The following is an 18,157-nucleotide window of genomic DNA, read 5'->3' on the forward strand; positions in this document are numbered from 1 at the left end:
TTGCTTCTTCGTTATCGAGCGTCAGAATGTTCGGCGTCGCCAGGATGTTGCCTTTTTGGTTGGCCTTCGAGCGCCCGCGCCAGCGCGCCAAGGTTGAGCACTTCGATGCCGTTGATCGTCACCGTGCCATTGACGAGGCCGAAATTGAGGCCGTGCCAACCGACGAGATTCGCCGCCGTGTCGATAATATTGGTGCCGCCACCGCGCGCGCCGAAGTTGGTGCCACCGATCACCTGCGTGCCGTCGCGCCGCAGGCCGGTCAAATCCTGCCATTGAATGCCGAATTCAGTCGCCACGGATGAACTCACTTCAACGATGAGCGCTTCCACAAATACCTGCGCGCGTCGCGCATCGAGTTTGTCGATCACCGTGCGCAGCGAGTTATAAACGTGGTCGGGTGCCACGATCACCAGCGAATTGGTGGCGGCATAGGCCTGGATGCTGCTGGACGGCGAGGCGTTGCTGGCGCTCGACATTGTTGCGGCTGACGTTGCCGAGGCTGCAACCGGCGGAGAGGTTGTCGTGCTGGTTGCCTGCGCGCTCACCAATGCCCGCAACGTTTCCGCAAGCTTGGTCGCTTCGGCATTGCGCAGATACACCACATGGATATTGCCGCCGGCGGCGGTGGGAATGTCCAGGCCCGCGATCAGCGTCTTGACGCGCGTCACCAATGCCGGTGTCTCGGCGCGCACGATCAGGCTGTTGGTACGTGGTTCAACGCCCAGGCTGAGCTTGGGCGGCATCGCGACCGCAGCGGGGTTTGCGCTGGCTTCCGGCATCAGTGTTTTCAGCAGGCCCGCGACATCAACCGCACTGGCGTATTTCAGCTGGATCATTTGCAGATCCGCGCTGGCGGGCACATCGATAGAAGCGATGATTTTGGCGATGCGCTTCACATTCTCGGCGTAATCGGTGATCACCAGCGTGTTGTTGCCGGGATATGCGCCGATGAAATTGTTTGGTGCGACCAAGGGACGCAGTACCGTCGCCAGCTGAGCGGCATTTTCATTTTGCAGCGCGAATACCTGGGTGACGATGCGATCGCCGGAGATCTGCGTGCCGCGCTCGATCACCGTGCCAGACGTCTTGGCGTCGGCTTCCGGCACGATCTTCACCACGCCCCGCTCTTCAATGGCGGCATAGCCGTGTACCCGTAGCGCGGACAAAAGAATCTGGTAGGCAAGGTCCTTGGTCACCGGCGTCTGCGAAATGATGTTCATGTTGCCTGTTACGCGCGGATCGATGATGAAGTTCTTGCCCGTATGCCCGCCGATGGCTTTCACTACCGACGGGATATCGGCGTTGACAAAATTGAGCGTCACGGTGTCCTGCGCGACCGCGGACGGCAACGGAGCCAGGGCGAGCGTGAGGATGGTGCCAAGGGCGGCCAGTTTTTTCATGATCTTGCGGGTTTGGCGCATTGCGAATCCGGTTGGAAATGACTCGGCTGATTGTACGTCATGAATGCAAATACTGCGTAGCCAGCGCAGTGTGGCGCGAGCGCTATGCCATTCCGCGCGCGCAGGCAAAAGCAAGCACTGGTGCGCCTTGCAGGGCAATTGTGGCCGAAGAGGCGCACCAGTGCTGGTGTTTGGCTATATTTTTTGTCCGCGCACCATGCGAAAGTCCGCTTGGGTATCATGCCGGATCTGCAATAGCGTGACCGGGGTAGCATGAAGCTTGATCTGGGGTGTGGTCCCAAGAAGAAGGAAGGATTCATTGGCGTCGACCGGCTGGCGATGCCGGGTGTCGATACGCTCTGCGATCTGCGCGTATTGCCGTGGCCATGGGCCGACAACAGCGTGGATCAGGTGCATTGCGCGCATTTCGTCGAGCATCTCACGGGAATCGAGCGCATCGCGTTCTTCAACGAGCTCGGTCGCGTCATGAAGCCCGGCGCGACGGCGGAAATCATCACGCCTGACTGGTCGAACCCCAGTGCCTATGGCGACCCGACGCATCAATGGCCGCCGATGTCGCGGTGGTATGTGGCCTATCTCGACAAACAATGGCGCGACAAAGAGGCGCCACACGTGCCATACACCTGCGATTTCGTGAGCCGCTGCGCGTTTACGACCGAAGAGTGGTTGCGCAAAGAGAGCGAAGAGGCGAAGAAGTTTGCCATCGCCCATTACCTTGGTGCCGCGCATGAATTGAGGGTGACGTTGACGAAGCGGGCGCCGGGCTAATTTTGTATTGAATAATTCAGCATCACCGGCTTACCCGCCCGCCGCACTTCGGCACGGATGCTGGTGAGCGAATTGAATTGTGCGTACATGCGCACCAGGTCGCCCTGCGAATTGATCGGCTGGCCGTTGATGCTGGTGATGATGTCGCCGGGTTGCAGGCCCAGCTTGTTTGAAAGCGAACCGGATGGCGCGTCTTCCACGCGTACACCGCCGCTCGGCGCGGGGCCAACCCGGCCGAGAAAATTCATTTGCCGCGGATCCTGCAGTACGGTGTTCAATTCCTGGCGGGAAAGTGAAAACGCATTGGTACCGGTGGTAGCGATGTTGAGGCGAAAACTGGTGACGGCGGGCTGCCCAGCGATGGTGCCGGGGCGCGGCGCCGCGACGAAACGCTCGAGGTCGATACGCTCACGCGCGCCGTTGCGATGGATGATGATGAAATCCGGGTGCACATCTACCAGTTTCACACCGGGCGCCAATTCCTGATTAAGAAGTACGCTCTGGTCCCTGCCGCCAAGATTGACGACGGCCGCCGAGAGCGTCTTGCCATCGACGGCGTAAACGCCCTTCAATCGCACGCCGCCGTTTACAACCGGCGAACCGGTACTGACGGTGGCTCCTTCGCGATCGCCGAACAGTTGCCGGCCGAGGGAGAGCGGGACCGGCGCGACCGCGGGGGTGGCATTGACGACCAGGCCTTTCCACGAGGGCACCACCATCTGCCAGGTCCACCACGCCAGTTGCAGGCCGAGCGCCATCAACAGCAGCACCGTCAGCGTGTTCGCCAGCCATTGCAGGATGCGTGGATTCATTTTTTCAGGTTCTGCGGCAGTTTGGAGAGGTCGATATCGAGATAGCGCCACGGCTCATGCGCGAACGGATGCTTCCGGTAGCCCAGCAGCCACGGCTGGATGAGAATGGTGCCTTGTTTCAGCGTATTCACCCGCCATGGATTGTAAACCCACAGCTGTCGCACCATGCGGCCGTACAAGGCGGTGCGCTCGGGCGAATCCGGCATGATTTTGATGCGCTCATAGAGCTGATCGAATTCAGGCAACGCGAACATCGAATAGTTGGTGCCGCCAATACTCCTGCTCCAGAACAGTTGCAGGAAATTCTCGCCGTCCGGGTAATCGGCGATCCAGCCGTAGCTCATCATCTGCACCCGGCCGTTTTGCGCCTGTTTTCGCAGTTCAGGCATCTTTTCCACTTTGTCGAACGTCATGCGGATGCCGATGTTGTCCATCGCCCGGCGCCACAGTTCGTTGCGGCTGCGTGCACGCTGGTCGGGCGTGGTGGCCTGGTCGATGGTGAGGGGAGAACCATCCGGCATGTCGCGCCAGCCGTCGCCATCCTTGTCGACGTAACCGTACATGTCCAGCAGCGCCTTGGCCTTGGCCGGGTTGTACTCAAGCGTCGGCGTGCGCTCATCGACGAATCCCGCCATGCCTTCGGCGATTGGGCTCCAGGCTTTCAATGCCTGGCTCTTTTCAACGATGCTGATTTCCTCTTCCACCGGATAGGCTATCGAAATCGCACGCCGCAAGGCAATCCGGTCCGCAGAATAACCGCCAACCACGTTCGGCTTGCCGTCGATGGTCTCGTTCATGTTGAACGTGGTGTACGTGATCCACGCGATTTCTTCGGGGCGCACGGTGATGCCGCGCCTGGCCAGTTGAGGCGCGAGCTTGCCGCCGGGCATCGCGGTATCGATGAACGGCGTGGGCACCGGGCGGATGTAGTCGTAGTCGTTGTTCAGGAACGCGAGCCAGCGCGGCTGCTCTTCCTCGACCGGATAGATCTCGATCCGGCCGACCAGCGGGATGCGTTTGCCCTTGAGATGGTCGATGATCGCCTGATCGCGCGGATCGCCATTGCCGATGCTTGTGAAATAGTCCTCGCGAAAATCCGGATTTGCCTCCAGCACCACGCGTGACGCGCGCCGCCAGTCCTTCAACCTATACGGACCACTGCCGACCGGGTGCTCGGCGAAACTGGCGCCGTAGAATTCGACGACTTCGCGCGCCACGGCTGACGTAGGTGGCATGGTGAGGATGTAGTTGAGGTTATAGTCCGGCGCGGTCAGTCGAATGATGAGGGTGTAGGGGTCGGGCGCTTCCAGCCCCGGGATCGGCTTGTCGTAATCGAACTTGCCGGTCTTCTTCGCCTCTGCCACCAGCTCGTTGCCGCCCTGCAATTTGCCGTCGAACAGGAATTGCCACTGCGCGCGCAGTTTCGGATCAAGCATGCGCTTGATGCTGTACACATAGTCGCTCGCAACCAGCTCGCGCTTTCTGCCCTTGAACGCCGGATCATCGGTGAAGTAAATGCCGCGCTTCAGTTTGAGGGTGTAGGTCTTGCCATCGGCGGAAATATCCGGAAGCGCCACGGCGGCGCGCGGTTGCAGCTTGATCGGTCGCGCAAGGAGATCGTATTGCAGCAGCGCATCGAAAATGTTGTCGCAGAGCTCACCCGTGAATTCGTCGGATTCCACCACGCAATCGAATCCCTTTTCCGCGGACTGCACCGGCGTACGCACGACTTTGTTCAGGTCGGCCGCGTGGAGATTGGCGTCAGCGGCTAAAATGCCCAGCACCAGCAACAGCAGGACGGCGCGCCGCAGCATCGTCAGTGCAGGATCCGCGACACGCCTTGCTCTTCCGCCGTCGTCCCTTGCGGCGACAGCGAGCCATGATGCATTATCATGCGCCAGCCGTTGGGCGTCAGCATGTACACATTGGTGGCCAGCACCGGCGCCACTGCCGCTGGCTGTCCGGGCGCCACGAACGTTTCATAGACACTATGGATGGCAAGCGTCTGCCCTTCGTGTTTGCGAAGCTCGCTGACTTTCAAGTTCGCATTCGGTCCGTGCGAGAAAATTTCCGTGAAACTCTCGCGGATGGCCGTCAGGCCCGCCAGGCGCGAACCCTGTGGGTGAATGCACACCACCCCCGGCTCGTCGGCCCATACGGCCATCATGAGATTCAGATCCGCCCGTTCGAAGGCGTTGTAAAACGCCGCTTCGCAGTCGGACGGTGTGGGGAATAATTTGAGGGTCTTTTTAGCCATGCGCGATGATAGCGCGTTCGCCTGGCGTATTAACAATCCCCCCAAGCAATCCCGCGCTTTTGGCGTAAACTTTCCGGCTTGCGCGTGGCCAGCCACGATTGCATTTGCCCGCCGATTCCTTTCTCACGGAGAAAATCATGATCCGTTTTACCGTCAATGGCGAACGCCTTGAAACCGATGTCGCCGCGGATACGCCGCTGTTGTGGTTCCTGCGTGACAACCTGCAACTGACCGGCACCAAATACGGTTGCGGAATAGCCTTGTGCGGGTCGTGCACGGTGCATGTGAATGGGGAACCGGTTCGCGCCTGCGTAACGCCCCTCTCCGCGCTGGAGGGCAAGCGCGTGACGACCATTGAGGAGATTGGCAAGACCCCGGTCGGAAAGAAAGTGCAGGACGCGTGGCTTGCCGAGGATGTGGTGCAGTGCGGCTATTGCCAGTCGGGCCAGATAATGGCCGCGGCGGCGTTGCTCACCAAGACCAAATCGCCCAGCGACAAAGAGATCGATGAAGCCATGAATGGCGTCATCTGCCGCTGCGGCACGTACAACCGCATTCGCGCGGCGATCAAGGTGGCCGCGGGTCCCGCATTCGCGCCGGTCAAGCCTGCCGTCAAGGTCAAGGCATAGGGAGAAATCATGAAACAACTCGCACAACCGAAAAACACCACGCGCCGCCAATTCCTCAAGGCTTCCACCGCCGCAACCGGCGGCCTGGTGATCGGCTTCAATCTTGCGGGCGGTAACAAGTTTGCCCGCGCGCAGGCGCCGCAACCGGTCAATCTGAACGTGCCGAATGCCTTCCTGCGCATCGCCAAGGATGGCTCGGTCACGGTGCAAGTCAAACACCTCGAATTCGGCCAGGGTGTGATGACCTCGCTGCCGATGCTGGTGGCGGAAGAACTCGAATGCGACTGGACCAAGGTGCGTGCGGAACTGGCGCCGGCCGCACCCGTATACGCGCATACCGCGTTCGGCATGCAGGCCACGGGCGGCTCGTCGTCGGTGGTGAATTCGTGGGAACAGTTGCGCACCGTGGGCGCGATGGCGCGGACCATGCTTATCGCCGCCGCAGCAAAGCAGTGGAAGGTCGATCCCGCAAAATGCCGTGCGGAAAAGGGCGTCGTGATCGGCCCGGCCGGAAAGAAAGCCACTTACGGCGCACTGGCGGAAGCTGCCAACGCCACGAAGGTGCCAGAAAAAGTCGCGCTCAAGGACGCGAAGGATTTCAAAATCATCGGCAAGCCCACGCGCCGCATCGATGCCGCCACCAAGGTCAACGGCGCCGCCAAATACGGCCTCGACCTGACGCGCAAGCAGTTGCCCAATCTGCATACCGCGCTCGTCAAGCATCCGCCGGTATTCGGCGCGCGCGTCGGCAAAATCGATGCGTCGAAGGTCACCGGCATTCCCGGCGTGACGCACGTGGTGCAGGTCTCGAATGGCGTCGCGGTGGTCGCGAAGAATTTCTGGGCCGCCAAACTCGGTCGCGATGCGCTGGTGGTCGAATGGAAAATGGAAGATGGCAGCAAGGTCAGCACGGCGGACTTGAAGAAATCTTATCGCGACCTGGCCGCGACACCTGGGCCGGTGGCGAAGGCCGGCAACGTCGAGGCACTCAAGACCGCCGCGAAAACGGTGAGCGCGGAATACGATGTGCCGTTCCTGGCGCACGCGCCGATGGAACCTCTCAATTGCACCGTGGAGCTGAAAGCAGGCAGTTGCGAAATCTGGGTCGGCTCGCAATTCCAGACCGTGGACCAGGGTGCCGCGGCGAAGGTCGCGGGCCTCAAGCCCGAGCAGGTAAAGCTCAATACCTTGATCGCCGGTGGCGGGTTCGGCCGACGTGGCAACCCCGTATCCGACTACGTCATCGAAGCGGTGGAAATCGCCAAGGACGCCAAGGTGCCGGTGAAAACGGTGTGGACGCGCGAAGACGACATCAAGGGTGGCTACTACCGCCCGCAGTACATGCACAAAGTCACCGCCGGCCTTGACGCCAATGGAAAAATTGCGGCATGGAACCACGTCATCGTCGGCCAGTCGATCGCGGCGGGCACGCCGTTCGAAGGGTTCATGATCAAGAACGGCGTCGATGACACTACCGTGGAAGGTGTCGCCGATACCCCGTACGACATTCCCAACATGCATGTCGTTTCGCATACCACCAAGTCGGCCGTGCCGGTGCTGTGGCTGCGTTCGGTCGGTCATACGCACACTGCATTCGTCATGGAAACCATGATGGACGATCTCGCCAAGGCCGCCGGCAAGGACCCGGTCGCGTTCCGTCGTGAATACCTAGGCAAACATCCGCGCGTCTTGAAAGTACTGGAAATGGCCGCGGAAAAAGCGGGCTGGGGCGGGCCGGTGCCGAGTGGTGTCGGGCGCGGCATCGCGGTGCATGAAAGTTTCGGCAGCGTATGTGCGCACGTCGTGGATGTGAGCATCGACAAGGGCCAGATCAAGGTGCTGCGCGTGGTGTCGGTGATCGATTGCGGCCTGGTAGTGAATCCGCTCACCGTTACCGCGCAGGTCGAAAGCGCGATGGTGTACGGCCTGTCGGCAGCGCTCTACGGCCAGATCACGATGAAGGACGGCGTCGTTGAGCAAAGCAACTTTCACGATTACCCGGTGCTGCGGATGGCTGAGATGCCGAAGATGGAAGTGCATATCGTGCCCGGCGGGACTGCGCCAACCGGTGTCGGCGAACCAGGCACGCCACCGATTGCGCCGGCGGTGTCGAACGCGATTTTCGCGTTGACGGGGAAACGGTTGAGGGAGATGCCGTTCAAGGTTTAGGCGGGCGAATGGTCATCACTCGGAAACAAGCCGAGCGGTAAAAGAACACTGTCGTTCCCGCGTCCCGTAGGGACTTCCGTTGGTCGCAGCGGGAATCCATGTGCTTCGTTGTTTCACGAAAAGGCAACAACTTGGATTCTTGCGGCGGAAAGCCCTGCATGGCTTTCCGGTTCAGCAGGTGCGCCCTACCGGATACGAAATCCCTGTCTCACCTTGCACGGGCATGAAAGGTATTTGAGCGCGCCAACAAGAAAGACAAACGCCAGCACCGGCGCGCCTTCCCGGTCGAAAACGCCACGAAAGCCGCGTCAGTGCTTGAGTTTGACGATATAGTTCGCAGGCGGACCGCTTCCAATCGGCACGCGCATCGTTGGCATTGTCATTGCTCAAAATTGTGTATCGTTGTGTTCGTGCCGCCTTCGCCGCGGCGAACCTCAATTTCCCGCACCAGGAACGTCTGTTCATGACAAATTTTGCGAAATCGATGAAGTTTGCTGTGGTTGCGTTGGCACTGCTCATTGCCGCGCCCGTCGCAAGCCAGGCGCAGCCGGTGATCCCCATTATCCCCAATACACATCCGCGCATCCTGCTGGTCGGGGCCGAGCTGCAGCGGATGCGTAACGATCTCACCGGCAATCTGCCGGCCGCGACGCGCTTTCGCAACATGGTGGACGGTCAACTTGCAGACGCGAATTATTACGGGTACGAGCCGTGGTATTCGGCCATGATCGGCGTGATTCAGGGCACGTCCACATTCCCGCAGTATTGCGCGCATGCCGTCACGACCACGGAGGCATTTGTCGCGTCGGAAGAGGCGCTCGTCGCCGGTGGCGACCGGCCCGCGGTGGCGGGGGATTCGTATCTGGAAGTGGGCGGCATGGTGGGCAATGTCGCGCTGGTCTATGACTGGTGCTACGCGAATCTTTCGCCCGCGCAGCGCACGCGCTGGATGGACTACGCGAGCCGCGCCATTGCAAACGTGTGGGACCCGGATAATGCGACGTGGGGCGGCCGGCCGTATCCGTGGAGCGGCTGGTCGATCAATAACCCGGTCAACAATTACTATTACTCGTTCCTGCGCGCGACCATGCTTTATGGCCTCGCCACCAAGTATGAGCGCGCGGATGCGGACGGCTGGATCGCCCAGTTCCGCACCAGCAAGATCGGCAATCAACTGGCGCCGCTGTTCAACAGCGATCTGGTCGGCGGCGGCTCGCGCGAGGGCACCGGCTACGGCACGGCGATGAAGGGCCTTTTCAATCTCTATTACCTCTGGGAAAAGACCACCGGTGAACGCATCGCGGATCTCACCACGCACACCCGCGCCAGCATGCCGTACCTGCTGCATTCGATCGTGCCGACGCGCGATCGCATCGCGCCGATCGGCGATCACGCGCGCGATTCCACCGCGACGTTCTACGATTACCAGCGCGAATCGCTGCTGGCGCTGGCCACGCTGTATGCAGGCACGCCGGTGGCGCGGCGCACGCGCGCGGAACTGGCGCTCTCCAGCCTGCCGGAGATGTCGAGCGCGTTCAATATCGTCTATGACTATCTGTACGCCGCGACCGATCCCGGCGCGGCGGCCAATCTCAACACGGTCTATCGCGGCGCGGGCACCGGACACATCTTCGCCCGAACGGCATGGACAACGAACGCAACCTGGCTGGGCTTTCTCGCCGGGCCGTACACCGAATCGCACGCGCATCAGGACGGGCTGTCGATCCTGTTGTTCAAGAACGGCTGGCTGGTGAACGACGCGAACATGCAATCGCACAGCGGCATCCAGCAGGGCCAGGAATCTCACGCGCTGGTCACGCAGCGGGTCGGCGGGCAATTGCTTCCGATGTACGAACACCCGAACTCCAGCGCGCAGCTCACCGCACTTTCGCACCGGCCGCTGTATCTTTACGCGGCGGCGAATCAGGGCACGCTGTTCAATCATCCGAATACCGGCAATCCCGGTGCGCAGTCAAAACGCGAGATCGTTTTCCTGAAACCCGACGTGCTCATCGTCTTCGATCGCGTCCAGTACACGCCGGGCGCGTCGATCAAGACTTTTCAGTTGCCCACACCGTATCTGCCGGCGATCAGCGGGCGGTCCGCCACCGTCAGCAATGGCACCAGTTCGCTCAAATTGCATGCCGTCGCGCCTGCGTCGGCGACCTTGACCAGCATCGCGCTGCCGGCCATCGACGCGGATTTCAACGATGGATACCGCATCGATGTCAGCGTCACCGGCAGCGGTGAGACGAAGTTCATGAATGTGCTTGCCATCGACAATGCCGCGACGCTGGTGACCGGCTCCCCGACCGATAGCGGCGAAGTCACCATCGCGCTCGCCGATGGCCGCAGCGTGCTGCTGCGTTTCAATGCTGGCGCGCCCGGCGGCAGCATTGAGATCCGTAACAGCGGCGGGCAGGTGCTGGTATCGGAACCGTTTGCCAGCACCGTCGAGACGCTCGCGGAAACGATACCCACGCAGGAAACACTGACCGTGACGCGTTCCGGAACCGGCGCGGGTACGGTGACATCGCTGCCGGCCGGTATCAATTGCGGGGTTTCGTGTACAGGCGTTTTCGACAGCGGCACGATCATCACGCTCAGCGCCACCGCCAATGGCGGTTCGACTTTCACCGGATGGACCGGCGCGGGTTGTTCAGGCACCGGCACCTGTCAGGTCACGCTCGGTGCGGCGACCAGCGTTGATGCGTCGTTCGCGCTGATTCCGCTAACCGCGACGGGTGCGCCCATCGGCCTAATTGGTACGCCAGGCAATGGGCAGCTCGCCATTGGCTTTACGCCGCCGGCATCAAATGGCGGCGCGCCGATCACCGGCTACACGCTCAACTGCACGGCAGGTGTGAACAACCACACCGCGACCGGCGCGAACACACCGCTGGCGTTGACCGGTCTTACCAACGGCACCGCCTACGATTGCAGCGTGACGGCGAGCAACAGTGTCGGACCCGGCCCGGCATCGGCCAGCGTGACGGTGACGCCAATCATCGGTGCAACGCTGACACTCGTCGGCGTGCAGTCACGCAAAGTGCATGGGAGCGCGGGCACATTCGATCTGCCCGTCAAGCTCAATGAAGTCATCAACGGCGCTATCACGGTTGAACCGCGCACCATCGGTGCCGGGCATACGCTGCGGTTCCAGTTCAATGACGCGATCACGTCGATTGGCAGCGCAACGGTTACCGATGCGGCGCTAACCTCCGCCGGGACCGCAACGCCGGCGATCTCTGGCAACGCCGTCGTCGTCACGTTAACGGGCGTGTCCGACAACAAGCGCGTAACGGTGTCCGTGCTCGGCGTGAATAGCGTGGGCGGACCGAATTTCAGTGTGTCGCTTGGGTTCCTGGTGGGCGACGTCAACCATTCCCTCGCCGTGAACGCGAGCGATATCAGCGCGGTCAAGGCACACGCGACACAAACGACGGCTGTCACCAATTTCAATGTCGATCTGAACGCCGACGGTGTGATCGGCAATGCGGACATTTCGGCGGTGAAGGCGCGGTCGGGGCTGGCGATGCCGTGAGAAGGTGAGCGAGCGAATAGTAAAGGCAAACTCCAGCACCCGTGCGCCTTCCAGGCCGAAAAAGCCCGGAACGCCTCGCCAGTGCTAGAGTTTATTTGGTGCGTCTGCATCATGCGCGCTGGCAGACGAATCACGCCAATCATCCCGTCCAACCCATTCTGCCAACGTGTGCCCGCGATGACGCGCTTGCCGTTGCCTACTCCGCGTTGATTTTTCGGATCAGATTCCCGCTGGTATCGAAGTACAAGAACAGCTCGCCGCCCGCGTACGGACGTGCGGCATCTCGCGGGGAATGGCGCTTCGTCAACGTCACGCGGACGCGCCATTGCTTCCCTTCGCGCTGCGCTTTGTAGGTGCAAGGCGTGACGGTGTTGCAACTTGCCTTTGTGTAGCGCTTTGCCGCGAGGATGGCGGAGGCTGTATTGGTGATTGCGCTGGATTCGGCGGCGAGGCACAGACTCGCGGTCATTGCGATTGCGGCTGCCAAAATGTGGTACTGGCGATTCATATCATGATCGTATGGAATAGACGGCAGGCAAGAGTAGAGCGAAGCAGCATTTTTCATCCGTCAGAATTGATGCCGGTATTAGGCACTAACTGACCTTGCATATTGCATTTTCCGCTTGCACTCTTAAATTAAATCCAGACATGAATTGAAAAACATAGTGGAGATCCGGATCTGGTGGAGACGCAGTGAAAAAACAATCCTCTGTGGCCTGTTTTGGTTCCACAAATGAAACGCAATGGAGACAATCATCTTCTGAATATGGCAGTTCGGAATCGCGGGGCGCGGCAGAAAGGTACGAGACCCCGCTAGCCACAATCACATTTCGCTTTGGCCGTCATTGGGAACCCATTCACCAATTCCACGCGTCCAACGAAGAGTCAACTGTCGTGTGGCAACATCATAAGAAAAGCCACGAAAGTCGAAATTGTTGTGGAGATCATAAACGTCGTCACCGATCTCAAGATCGATGTTCGCAAGCTGGAAATCATGCAATTGCATTTTTAGTGCCTAAATTACTCAAAGAAATCAAAGGCGCCGTGGTCGATATTTTTCTCAGTGCGCCACAGATATCGACCACGGCCGCGTTGACGGAAGTGTTCGGCATCATTGGGCGGCAGGACGGTTCTTTCCTAGTCGTCGGACAGTATTTGCTGCGCCATGTTGTCAACCGTCACGGGACTTTCGAAGTAGGTGACGGTTGGGTCAGTGCCGTACTTCTCGCGGACGAATGAGCGCCACGCTTCGGTATACATCGCTTCTGCCTCGGGCCTCGAATTCCAAAGATAGACGCCACCCGCCGTTCCGCCGTCTTGGGATAGCACGTAGTGCTTTCGAAGCAATCCTTGCACGCCTTGATATTTCGGCGCCGTGCTAAGGAAGATGCGGCGAGCTTCCTCGCGGGTGATTGGTTTTGGCAGAGTGAAATTGACAATGACGATGATCAATTGGACCTCCTGTTGTGCTGTGCGAATTTAAGCGGCCGTGGTCGATTTTTTGGCGCACTGCGAAAAATATTAACTACAGCCCCTTTGATTACCCGGAACGTATCGAGCATCGTTTCCCTCTGGCGAATTAAATTGTGAGGCGCCGCGCTCTTGCGGCGTCCAGCGACGAAAAGGTACGAGGCTGAGCGCCGGGTTGTGCGTCATTGCCAGCGCCCTATCTTTCCGTGGTCAGAAAACGAACCGCTAAGCGCGGGCAACTCAGGCACTGCCATGATTCTTGCCTTTAATTCGTGGCTAACCACACCACTTGGTGATTCTCGTTTTTCGTAAGGGCCACCTGGAAGCGCCCAGTCGAACACGTACAGGCCATGATCAGCGTAGTCTTTCCAGACTTCTGGTGTTCCAGATCGTGGGGCATTTAGCGAATCCGAGACTGACGAGTGATCCGCATAGTGTTCAGCGACTGATATCGGAATGAATCCCTCTCCGGCGGTAGCGAAAAGAGCCAGATTGCCGTCGCAGTCAGCGGCAAACCAGTCGAACTCAATTCCACTCAGGTCAGGAAGCATGGCTCAGCCTATGACGCACAACTTGAAATGGGCACCTAAAAAGTTGCCCGTAGGAGTGGATAAGTGCTGCGCATGCACGCAGTATTCATGGATCGCCACCTTCGAAATCAATGCATTAACGCAAGTTATCACACCCCGAACGAAATCGACAAACACACCTGTCGGTGAATTGGGCGACCAGTCCCGCACACGAGTCGAAAACTCAAGCATTGGCGCGGTGTTTGGAGCCTTTTCGTGCCACGAAGCTCGCCGATGCGGGAGTTTGTCATCCACCGCACTCATCATGCAGAGATATCAAAACTTCGCGCGTCTCGCAATCCATCACCATTGAGGAACCACTCCGCCGTGAATTACACTAACCCTCCATGAAACTCTCCTTGCTCGCCTCAACACGTTCCCGCTGGATCGCCGCATTGGTGGCGATATTCTTTTTCGGCGGTTGCGCGTACATCGAAACCAAGCAGGGCGAATGGATTTTCAATCCGGTGCAGGGCGAGTGGCGCGGCTATCGCGGGCCGCCGGCGGAATTCAGGGAGCAGTGGATTCCGGTCGGCAAGCGCGATGAAAAACTGCATGCATGGTGGGCGCCGGTGGCTGATCCGAATGCGCCGGTACTGCTGTATCTGCACGGCGCGCGCTGGAATTTGACCGGCAGCGTGTCGCGCATTCCGCGTTGGAACCGCATGGGATTTTCGGTGCTGGCGATCGACTATCGCGGCTTCGGCAAGAGCGTCGCCGCCGATGGCGCCGCGCCCAGCGAGGCGAGCGCCAATGAGGATGCGGAAGCGGCGTGGAAGTACCTGGCGACGCTGGCGCCGCAATCGAAGCGTTTCATTTTCGGGCATTCGCTGGGCGGCGCCATGGCAACACAGGTGGCGCTCAAGTATCCGCAGGCGGATGGGTTGATTCTGGAAGGTACCTTCACATCGATTCCGGACATGCTCAAGGAAACCCGCTGGGGATTTATCCCGGTCGGCTTTCTGGTGACGCAGACCTTCAACAGTCTTGACCGCATCCGCGAAGTGACCATGCCGGTGCTGGTCGCGCACGGCACGGCGGACGAGATCGTGCCGTTCGCAATGGGGGAACGATTGTTCGCCGCCGCGAAAGCGCCGAAACGATTCTTCCGCGCCGAGGGCGGTTCGCATCATAATCTCACCGGCAGTTTTTTCGAAGACTATCAGAAAGCGGTGTTCGAGCTTTTCAAACTGAACGGACAAGGTGGGGCGAGCGCATCGGTCGGCCGAACCCTCTCGCCGCCCTCCGTATCATCCATCGGCGCGGCATCAAGATAAACCGCATGCAATCCCTCGATCTCGAAGTTCTTGAGCATGCGCGCGACTGGCTGAACGCCGGGCGTCGGCTGTGGCTGGTGACGGTCACGCAAACCTTCGGCGCCAGCCCGCGGCCGCCCGGCTCGTTGATGGCGATGCGTGATGACGGCATCGTGGTGGGCTCGGTGTCGGGCGGCTGCATCGAGGATGACCTGGTCGCGCGCCGCGATGAATTCACCGGCGCGAAGCCGATTCTGCAAAGTTACGGCGTCAGCGCCGAGGAAGCACGGCGTTTTGGCTTGCCGTGTGGCGGGCAGCTCGAAGTGGTCATCGAGGCGGGGCTCGACGTGGCGCGCGTGAATGCGTTGTCCGCGAAAATCGCGGCGGGTGAGGTATTCGCGCGCGTGGTCGATTTGCGGAACGGCGGATGGTCGTATCGATCCGCCACGCCCACCGATGACACCTTGCGCAACGACCAGGAATTCAGCTGTATCCACGGCCCGCGCTGGCGCATGCTGATCATCGGCGCCTCCGAGATCGCGCGCTATCTGGCCGAAGTCGCGGCGACACTCGATTTCCAGGTGTTCATCTGCGATCCGCGCGAGGAATATCACACCGCGTGGCGGGTGGCGGGCAGCACGTTTGTCGATGGCATGCCGGATGACGCGGTGATGGCATTCAAGCCGGATGGACACACGGTGATCATCACGGTGTCGCACGATCCGAAGCTCGATGACATGGCGTTGATGGAAGCGTTGAAAACCGACGCGTTTTACATTGGCGCAGTAGGTTCAAAGAAAACCTCCGACGAGCGCCGCAAGCGCCTGAAGGAATTCGATCTCACCGATAGCCAGGTGGCGCGTTTGCATGGGCCGGTCGGGCTCGCCATCGGCAGCCGCACGCCGCCGGAAATCGCCATTGCGATCCTTGCCGAACTGGTGGCCGCGCGTAATGGATTGATGCTCGCACGCGCCAATGTCCCGGGCGATATTTGTGCCGCGTAGATTTGTGCCGCATCGATGCGCGTTCCCATGACGGCCATTCTGCTGGCCGCGGGCGCGGGCAAACGTTTCGGCTCGCAAAAGCTGCTTGCGCGATTGCCTGATGGCCGGTATGTGGTGGAAGCGGCGGCGAAAAACCTGCTTGCGGGCGCGGGGCACGTGGTCGCGGTCACCAGTCGCGATGATCGGTTGATGAAAGCGCTGGATGATTGCGGCTGCCAAGTGGTGGTAAATGCCGACGCGGAGGAGGGCATGGGTACCAGCATCGCCGCCGGTGTGCGCGCGAGTGCGGATGCGGCGGTTTGGCTGATCGCGCTGGGCGACATGCCGTACATTCGGCCGGAAACGATTGCGTCAGTTCTGAAGGCGCTTGATGGCGCGACCGGTATTGTGATCCCGACGTTTGGTGGTCAACGTGGTCATCCGGTGGCGTTTGCGGGCGCTTTTGGTAGCGAGTTGATGGCATTGCAGGGAGACAACGGCGCGCGTAGCGTAGTGGCCGCGCATGCGGATCAGGTCAAGCTGCTGCCGGTGGACGATGCGGGCGTGCTCATGGATATCGATACATCCGACGATTTGCAGGCGGTTTTCCCGCGTCATCAACCGTGACAGTTTGAAACGTGCTGTCGCGTCTGGCACGCTAAGCTGATTGTTTCAAACTTCTAGCGGAACGGCAATGAATCTGACGAAGCATCTGATGGCGCCCCTGATCATGGCCGCGCTGACTTTGTTTTTTTCCGTGAGCGCCAATGCCCAGACGCCAGTAGCTCCAGCCACTACGCCCGCTGCACCCGCCACGCTGCCGCCCGTTCCCTGTACGGCGATCGAGAATCGGCAATTCGATTTCTGGATTGGCGATTGGGATGTCACCACGCCTGACGGCAAGCCGGCGGGCACCAACCTCATCAGGCCGATATTGAATGGTTGTGTGTTGCACGAATCATGGAAGGGCCGCGGCAACTTTGCCGGCGAGAGTTTCAATGTCTACGATGTGCGTCGCAAAACCTGGCACCAGACCTGGGTCGATGGCACGGGTGGTTTGCTGTTGCTGGACGGAATTTTTGAGAATGGCAGCATGACGCTGTCTGACCGTGCAATGAACCAAAATGCGCCGGGCAGGACGGACACCAATGCCATTAACGAGATCACGTGGACGCCGAATGCCGACGGTTCCGTTCGGCAGCACTGGCGTACGTCGGCTGACGGCGGCAAGACGTGGAAGACGGCGTTTGATGGAAAGTACGTGAAGTCCAGTCGTATTCAACCATCACGCTAGCCCGTCATTCCCGCCTACGCGCGAATGACGGGTTTGAAGATAGTCGTGAAGAAATCCTACCCCGGTTTCCGATACTTCTCCCCCGCCTCAATCCGTGCCTTCAAAATATTCTGCTCCGGCGGCAACGGGCAGGTGGTGAACTCCGAAAACGCGCAGGGCGGGTTGTAGGCACGGTTGAAATCGAGCGTGAACGTATCATTCGGCTTGGGTCGCTGCTCGACATACAAAAAGCGTGATGGCCGGTAAGTGGTGTCGCCGGCGGTGCCGTCGCGCATCACGAAGAACATGCCGTCGTCGTCGCCGACCACATCCATCTTCTGTGTGACGCCATTGAGTTTGAATTCGACGTAGCCGGGACACGGCTCGTCCGACACTTCGTCGATGACGTTCACGATCGAGATCTTTTTTCCAGGCGGATAGGCGACGAACTTCGCGGCCACCTTGAATTTTTCATCGACGGCGTACCAGATGCGCCCGGGGAAATTCTTGCGCACCAGTGACTCATTGTCCGCGAGGCGCAGGATGTAACGGCCTTCGCGCTCGATGATATGCATGTTGATGCGGCCGAGCGCCACCCAGTCGCGCTTGGCGGTGCCGGTACCCATCACCCGCTCGCCGGTAAAGGCCTTGCCGTCGCTGGTCATGCTGACGCCATTCGCGAGCTTGAGCGACACTTTTTTGCCTGCTGAATCGACGACCAGCGTACCCAAACGCTCCGGGCCGGTGCCCTTCAATTCCGGCGGAAATACGATGTCATTGTCCTTGCCGGTTCCAAAGGTATTGGCGCCGGGTTTCATCTGGAATCGCCCGGCGAGCGTCAGCCAGCCGTTGTCGCGCCGCAGGCTCTGCTCGACTTTGTCGCGCCACTGCTGCACTGAATCAACGTAGGCGTCCTGTTCGGGCGTGCTGGCGATGGTGGCACTGATGCTCGTCATCGTGAAGAGTAACGCGGTGATGATTTGTTTCATCGTCTTGCTCCGGAAGG

At 60.0% G+C, this 18,157-nt stretch carries 17 protein-coding genes; 8 read left to right on the forward strand and 9 right to left on the reverse strand.

The features are described from left to right. Positions 1 to 11: 11 nt before the first annotated feature. On the reverse strand, positions 12 to 1,421 hold the full coding sequence (gspD, locus tag IPP88_23300) for a type II secretion system secretin GspD (protein ID MBL0125460.1): 1,410 nt from the start codon (positions 1,419 to 1,421) through the stop codon (positions 12 to 14). Positions 1,422 to 1,673: 252 nt separating this feature from the next. Between gspD and IPP88_23305 the strand changes: the two genes are divergently transcribed. Next, complete coding sequence (locus tag IPP88_23305) at positions 1,674 to 2,189, forward strand: methyltransferase domain-containing protein (protein ID MBL0125461.1); 516 nt, start codon at positions 1,674 to 1,676, stop codon at positions 2,187 to 2,189. Here IPP88_23305 and IPP88_23310 read toward each other — a convergent pair. Genes IPP88_23310 through IPP88_23320 form a run of 3 tightly spaced genes read right to left on the reverse strand, consistent with a single transcriptional unit; the run spans position 2,186 to position 5,258 of the window. Next, positions 2,186 to 3,001: a PDZ domain-containing protein gene (locus tag IPP88_23310; protein MBL0125462.1), complete on the reverse strand. Its 816-nt coding sequence runs from the start codon at positions 2,999 to 3,001 to the stop codon at positions 2,186 to 2,188. The genes IPP88_23305 and IPP88_23310 overlap by 4 nt on opposite strands. Next, on the reverse strand, positions 2,998 to 4,815 hold the full coding sequence (locus IPP88_23315) for a hypothetical protein (GenBank protein ID MBL0125463.1): 1,818 nt from the start codon (positions 4,813 to 4,815) through the stop codon (positions 2,998 to 3,000). The genes IPP88_23310 and IPP88_23315 overlap by 4 nt, the downstream gene beginning before the upstream one ends. A 2-nt stretch (positions 4,816 to 4,817) precedes the next feature. Then, positions 4,818 to 5,258 (reverse strand): nuclear transport factor 2 family protein, encoded by a 441-nt coding sequence (locus tag IPP88_23320; protein MBL0125464.1) that lies wholly within the window; start codon positions 5,256 to 5,258, stop codon positions 4,818 to 4,820. 137 nt (positions 5,259 to 5,395) lie between these two features. Here IPP88_23320 and IPP88_23325 point away from each other — a divergent pair, with 137 nt between their 5' ends. The 3 genes from IPP88_23325 to IPP88_23335 all read left to right on the forward strand — a co-directional run bounded on the left by IPP88_23325 (position 5,396) and on the right by IPP88_23335 (position 11,600). Then, positions 5,396 to 5,887, forward strand: coding sequence for a (2Fe-2S)-binding protein (locus IPP88_23325; protein MBL0125465.1), 492 nt, complete (start codon positions 5,396 to 5,398; stop codon positions 5,885 to 5,887). A 9-nt stretch (positions 5,888 to 5,896) separates the two neighbouring features. Next, positions 5,897 to 8,056, forward strand: a complete 2,160-nt coding sequence (locus IPP88_23330; GenBank protein ID MBL0125466.1) for a xanthine dehydrogenase family protein molybdopterin-binding subunit — start codon at positions 5,897 to 5,899, stop codon at positions 8,054 to 8,056. A 463-nt stretch (positions 8,057 to 8,519) separates the two neighbouring features. Further along, the gene (locus IPP88_23335; protein ID MBL0125467.1) at positions 8,520 to 11,600 is read left to right on the forward strand and encodes a fibronectin type III domain-containing protein; all 3,081 of its coding nucleotides are present in this window, start codon (positions 8,520 to 8,522) and stop codon (positions 11,598 to 11,600) included. Between the two features lie 196 nt (positions 11,601 to 11,796). Here IPP88_23335 and IPP88_23340 read toward each other — a convergent pair whose 3' ends face one another. The 4 genes from IPP88_23340 to IPP88_23355 all read right to left on the reverse strand — a co-directional run bounded on the left by IPP88_23340 (position 11,797) and on the right by IPP88_23355 (position 13,621). Continuing rightward, positions 11,797 to 12,069, reverse strand: a complete 273-nt coding sequence (locus IPP88_23340) for a hypothetical protein (GenBank protein MBL0125468.1) — start codon at positions 12,067 to 12,069, stop codon at positions 11,797 to 11,799. Positions 12,070 to 12,423: 354 nt separating this feature from the next. Continuing rightward, positions 12,424 to 12,606: a hypothetical protein gene (locus IPP88_23345; GenBank protein ID MBL0125469.1), complete on the reverse strand. Its 183-nt coding sequence runs from the start codon at positions 12,604 to 12,606 to the stop codon at positions 12,424 to 12,426. Positions 12,607 to 12,737: 131 nt separating this feature from the next. Then, positions 12,738 to 13,052, reverse strand: a complete 315-nt coding sequence (locus IPP88_23350) for a YdhR family protein (GenBank protein ID MBL0125470.1) — start codon at positions 13,050 to 13,052, stop codon at positions 12,738 to 12,740. A 200-nt stretch (positions 13,053 to 13,252) separates the two neighbouring features. Beyond that, positions 13,253 to 13,621 carry a hypothetical protein gene (locus IPP88_23355; protein ID MBL0125471.1) on the reverse strand — a complete coding sequence of 123 codons (369 nt, stop codon included), beginning with the start codon at positions 13,619 to 13,621 and terminating at the stop codon, positions 13,253 to 13,255. Between the two features lie 365 nt (positions 13,622 to 13,986). Between IPP88_23355 and IPP88_23360 the strand changes: the two genes are divergently transcribed. From IPP88_23360 to IPP88_23375, 4 genes are all read left to right on the forward strand, one after another. After that, entirely contained in the window at positions 13,987 to 14,916 is a 930-nt protein-coding gene (locus IPP88_23360) for an alpha/beta fold hydrolase (GenBank protein MBL0125472.1), read from the forward strand. Positions 14,917 to 14,921: 5 nt separating this feature from the next. Then, positions 14,922 to 15,899: an XdhC family protein gene (locus tag IPP88_23365; GenBank protein MBL0125473.1), complete on the forward strand. Its 978-nt coding sequence runs from the start codon at positions 14,922 to 14,924 to the stop codon at positions 15,897 to 15,899. 15 nt (positions 15,900 to 15,914) lie between these two features. Continuing rightward, complete coding sequence (locus tag IPP88_23370) at positions 15,915 to 16,505, forward strand: nucleotidyltransferase family protein (protein MBL0125474.1); 591 nt, start codon at positions 15,915 to 15,917, stop codon at positions 16,503 to 16,505. A 67-nt stretch (positions 16,506 to 16,572) separates the two neighbouring features. After that, complete coding sequence (locus tag IPP88_23375; GenBank protein ID MBL0125475.1) at positions 16,573 to 17,172, forward strand: hypothetical protein; 600 nt, start codon at positions 16,573 to 16,575, stop codon at positions 17,170 to 17,172. A gap of 56 nt (positions 17,173 to 17,228) precedes the next feature. On the opposite strand, the gene IPP88_23380 is transcribed toward IPP88_23375, so the two are convergent. After that, positions 17,229 to 18,140: a DUF1684 domain-containing protein gene (locus IPP88_23380; protein ID MBL0125476.1), complete on the reverse strand. Its 912-nt coding sequence runs from the start codon at positions 18,138 to 18,140 to the stop codon at positions 17,229 to 17,231. Positions 18,141 to 18,157 lie beyond the last annotated feature (17 nt).

The sequence above is a fragment of the Betaproteobacteria bacterium genome (genome assembly GCA_016720925.1).
In the GTDB taxonomy this organism is placed as follows: Bacteria; Pseudomonadota; Gammaproteobacteria; order Burkholderiales; family Usitatibacteraceae; genus UKL13-2.

Coding starts and splice junctions, on each gene's coding strand:
- IPP88_23335 (MBL0125467.1), top strand. CDS start 8,520: ATGACAAATTTTGCGAAATCGATGAAGTTTGCTGTGGTTGCGTTGGCA.
- IPP88_23340 (MBL0125468.1), bottom strand. CDS start 12,069: ATGACCGCGAGTCTGTGCCTCGCCGCCGAATCCAGCGCAATCACCAAT.
- IPP88_23330 (MBL0125466.1), top strand. CDS start 5,897: ATGAAACAACTCGCACAACCGAAAAACACCACGCGCCGCCAATTCCTC.
- IPP88_23305 (MBL0125461.1), top strand. CDS start 1,674: ATGAAGCTTGATCTGGGGTGTGGTCCCAAGAAGAAGGAAGGATTCATT.
- gspD (MBL0125460.1), bottom strand. CDS start 1,421: ATGCGCCAAACCCGCAAGATCATGAAAAAACTGGCCGCCCTTGGCACC.
- IPP88_23360 (MBL0125472.1), top strand. CDS start 13,987: ATGAAACTCTCCTTGCTCGCCTCAACACGTTCCCGCTGGATCGCCGCA.
- IPP88_23310 (MBL0125462.1), bottom strand. CDS start 3,001: ATGAATCCACGCATCCTGCAATGGCTGGCGAACACGCTGACGGTGCTG.
- IPP88_23320 (MBL0125464.1), bottom strand. CDS start 5,258: ATGGCTAAAAAGACCCTCAAATTATTCCCCACACCGTCCGACTGCGAA.
- IPP88_23345 (MBL0125469.1), bottom strand. CDS start 12,606: ATGCAATTGCATGATTTCCAGCTTGCGAACATCGATCTTGAGATCGGT.
- IPP88_23325 (MBL0125465.1), top strand. CDS start 5,396: ATGATCCGTTTTACCGTCAATGGCGAACGCCTTGAAACCGATGTCGCC.
- IPP88_23315 (MBL0125463.1), bottom strand. CDS start 4,815: ATGCTGCGGCGCGCCGTCCTGCTGTTGCTGGTGCTGGGCATTTTAGCC.
- IPP88_23365 (MBL0125473.1), top strand. CDS start 14,922: ATGCAATCCCTCGATCTCGAAGTTCTTGAGCATGCGCGCGACTGGCTG.
- IPP88_23380 (MBL0125476.1), bottom strand. CDS start 18,140: ATGAAACAAATCATCACCGCGTTACTCTTCACGATGACGAGCATCAGT.
- IPP88_23375 (MBL0125475.1), top strand. CDS start 16,573: ATGAATCTGACGAAGCATCTGATGGCGCCCCTGATCATGGCCGCGCTG.
- IPP88_23370 (MBL0125474.1), top strand. CDS start 15,915: ATGCGCGTTCCCATGACGGCCATTCTGCTGGCCGCGGGCGCGGGCAAA.
- IPP88_23355 (MBL0125471.1), bottom strand. CDS start 13,621: ATGCTTCCTGACCTGAGTGGAATTGAGTTCGACTGGTTTGCCGCTGAC.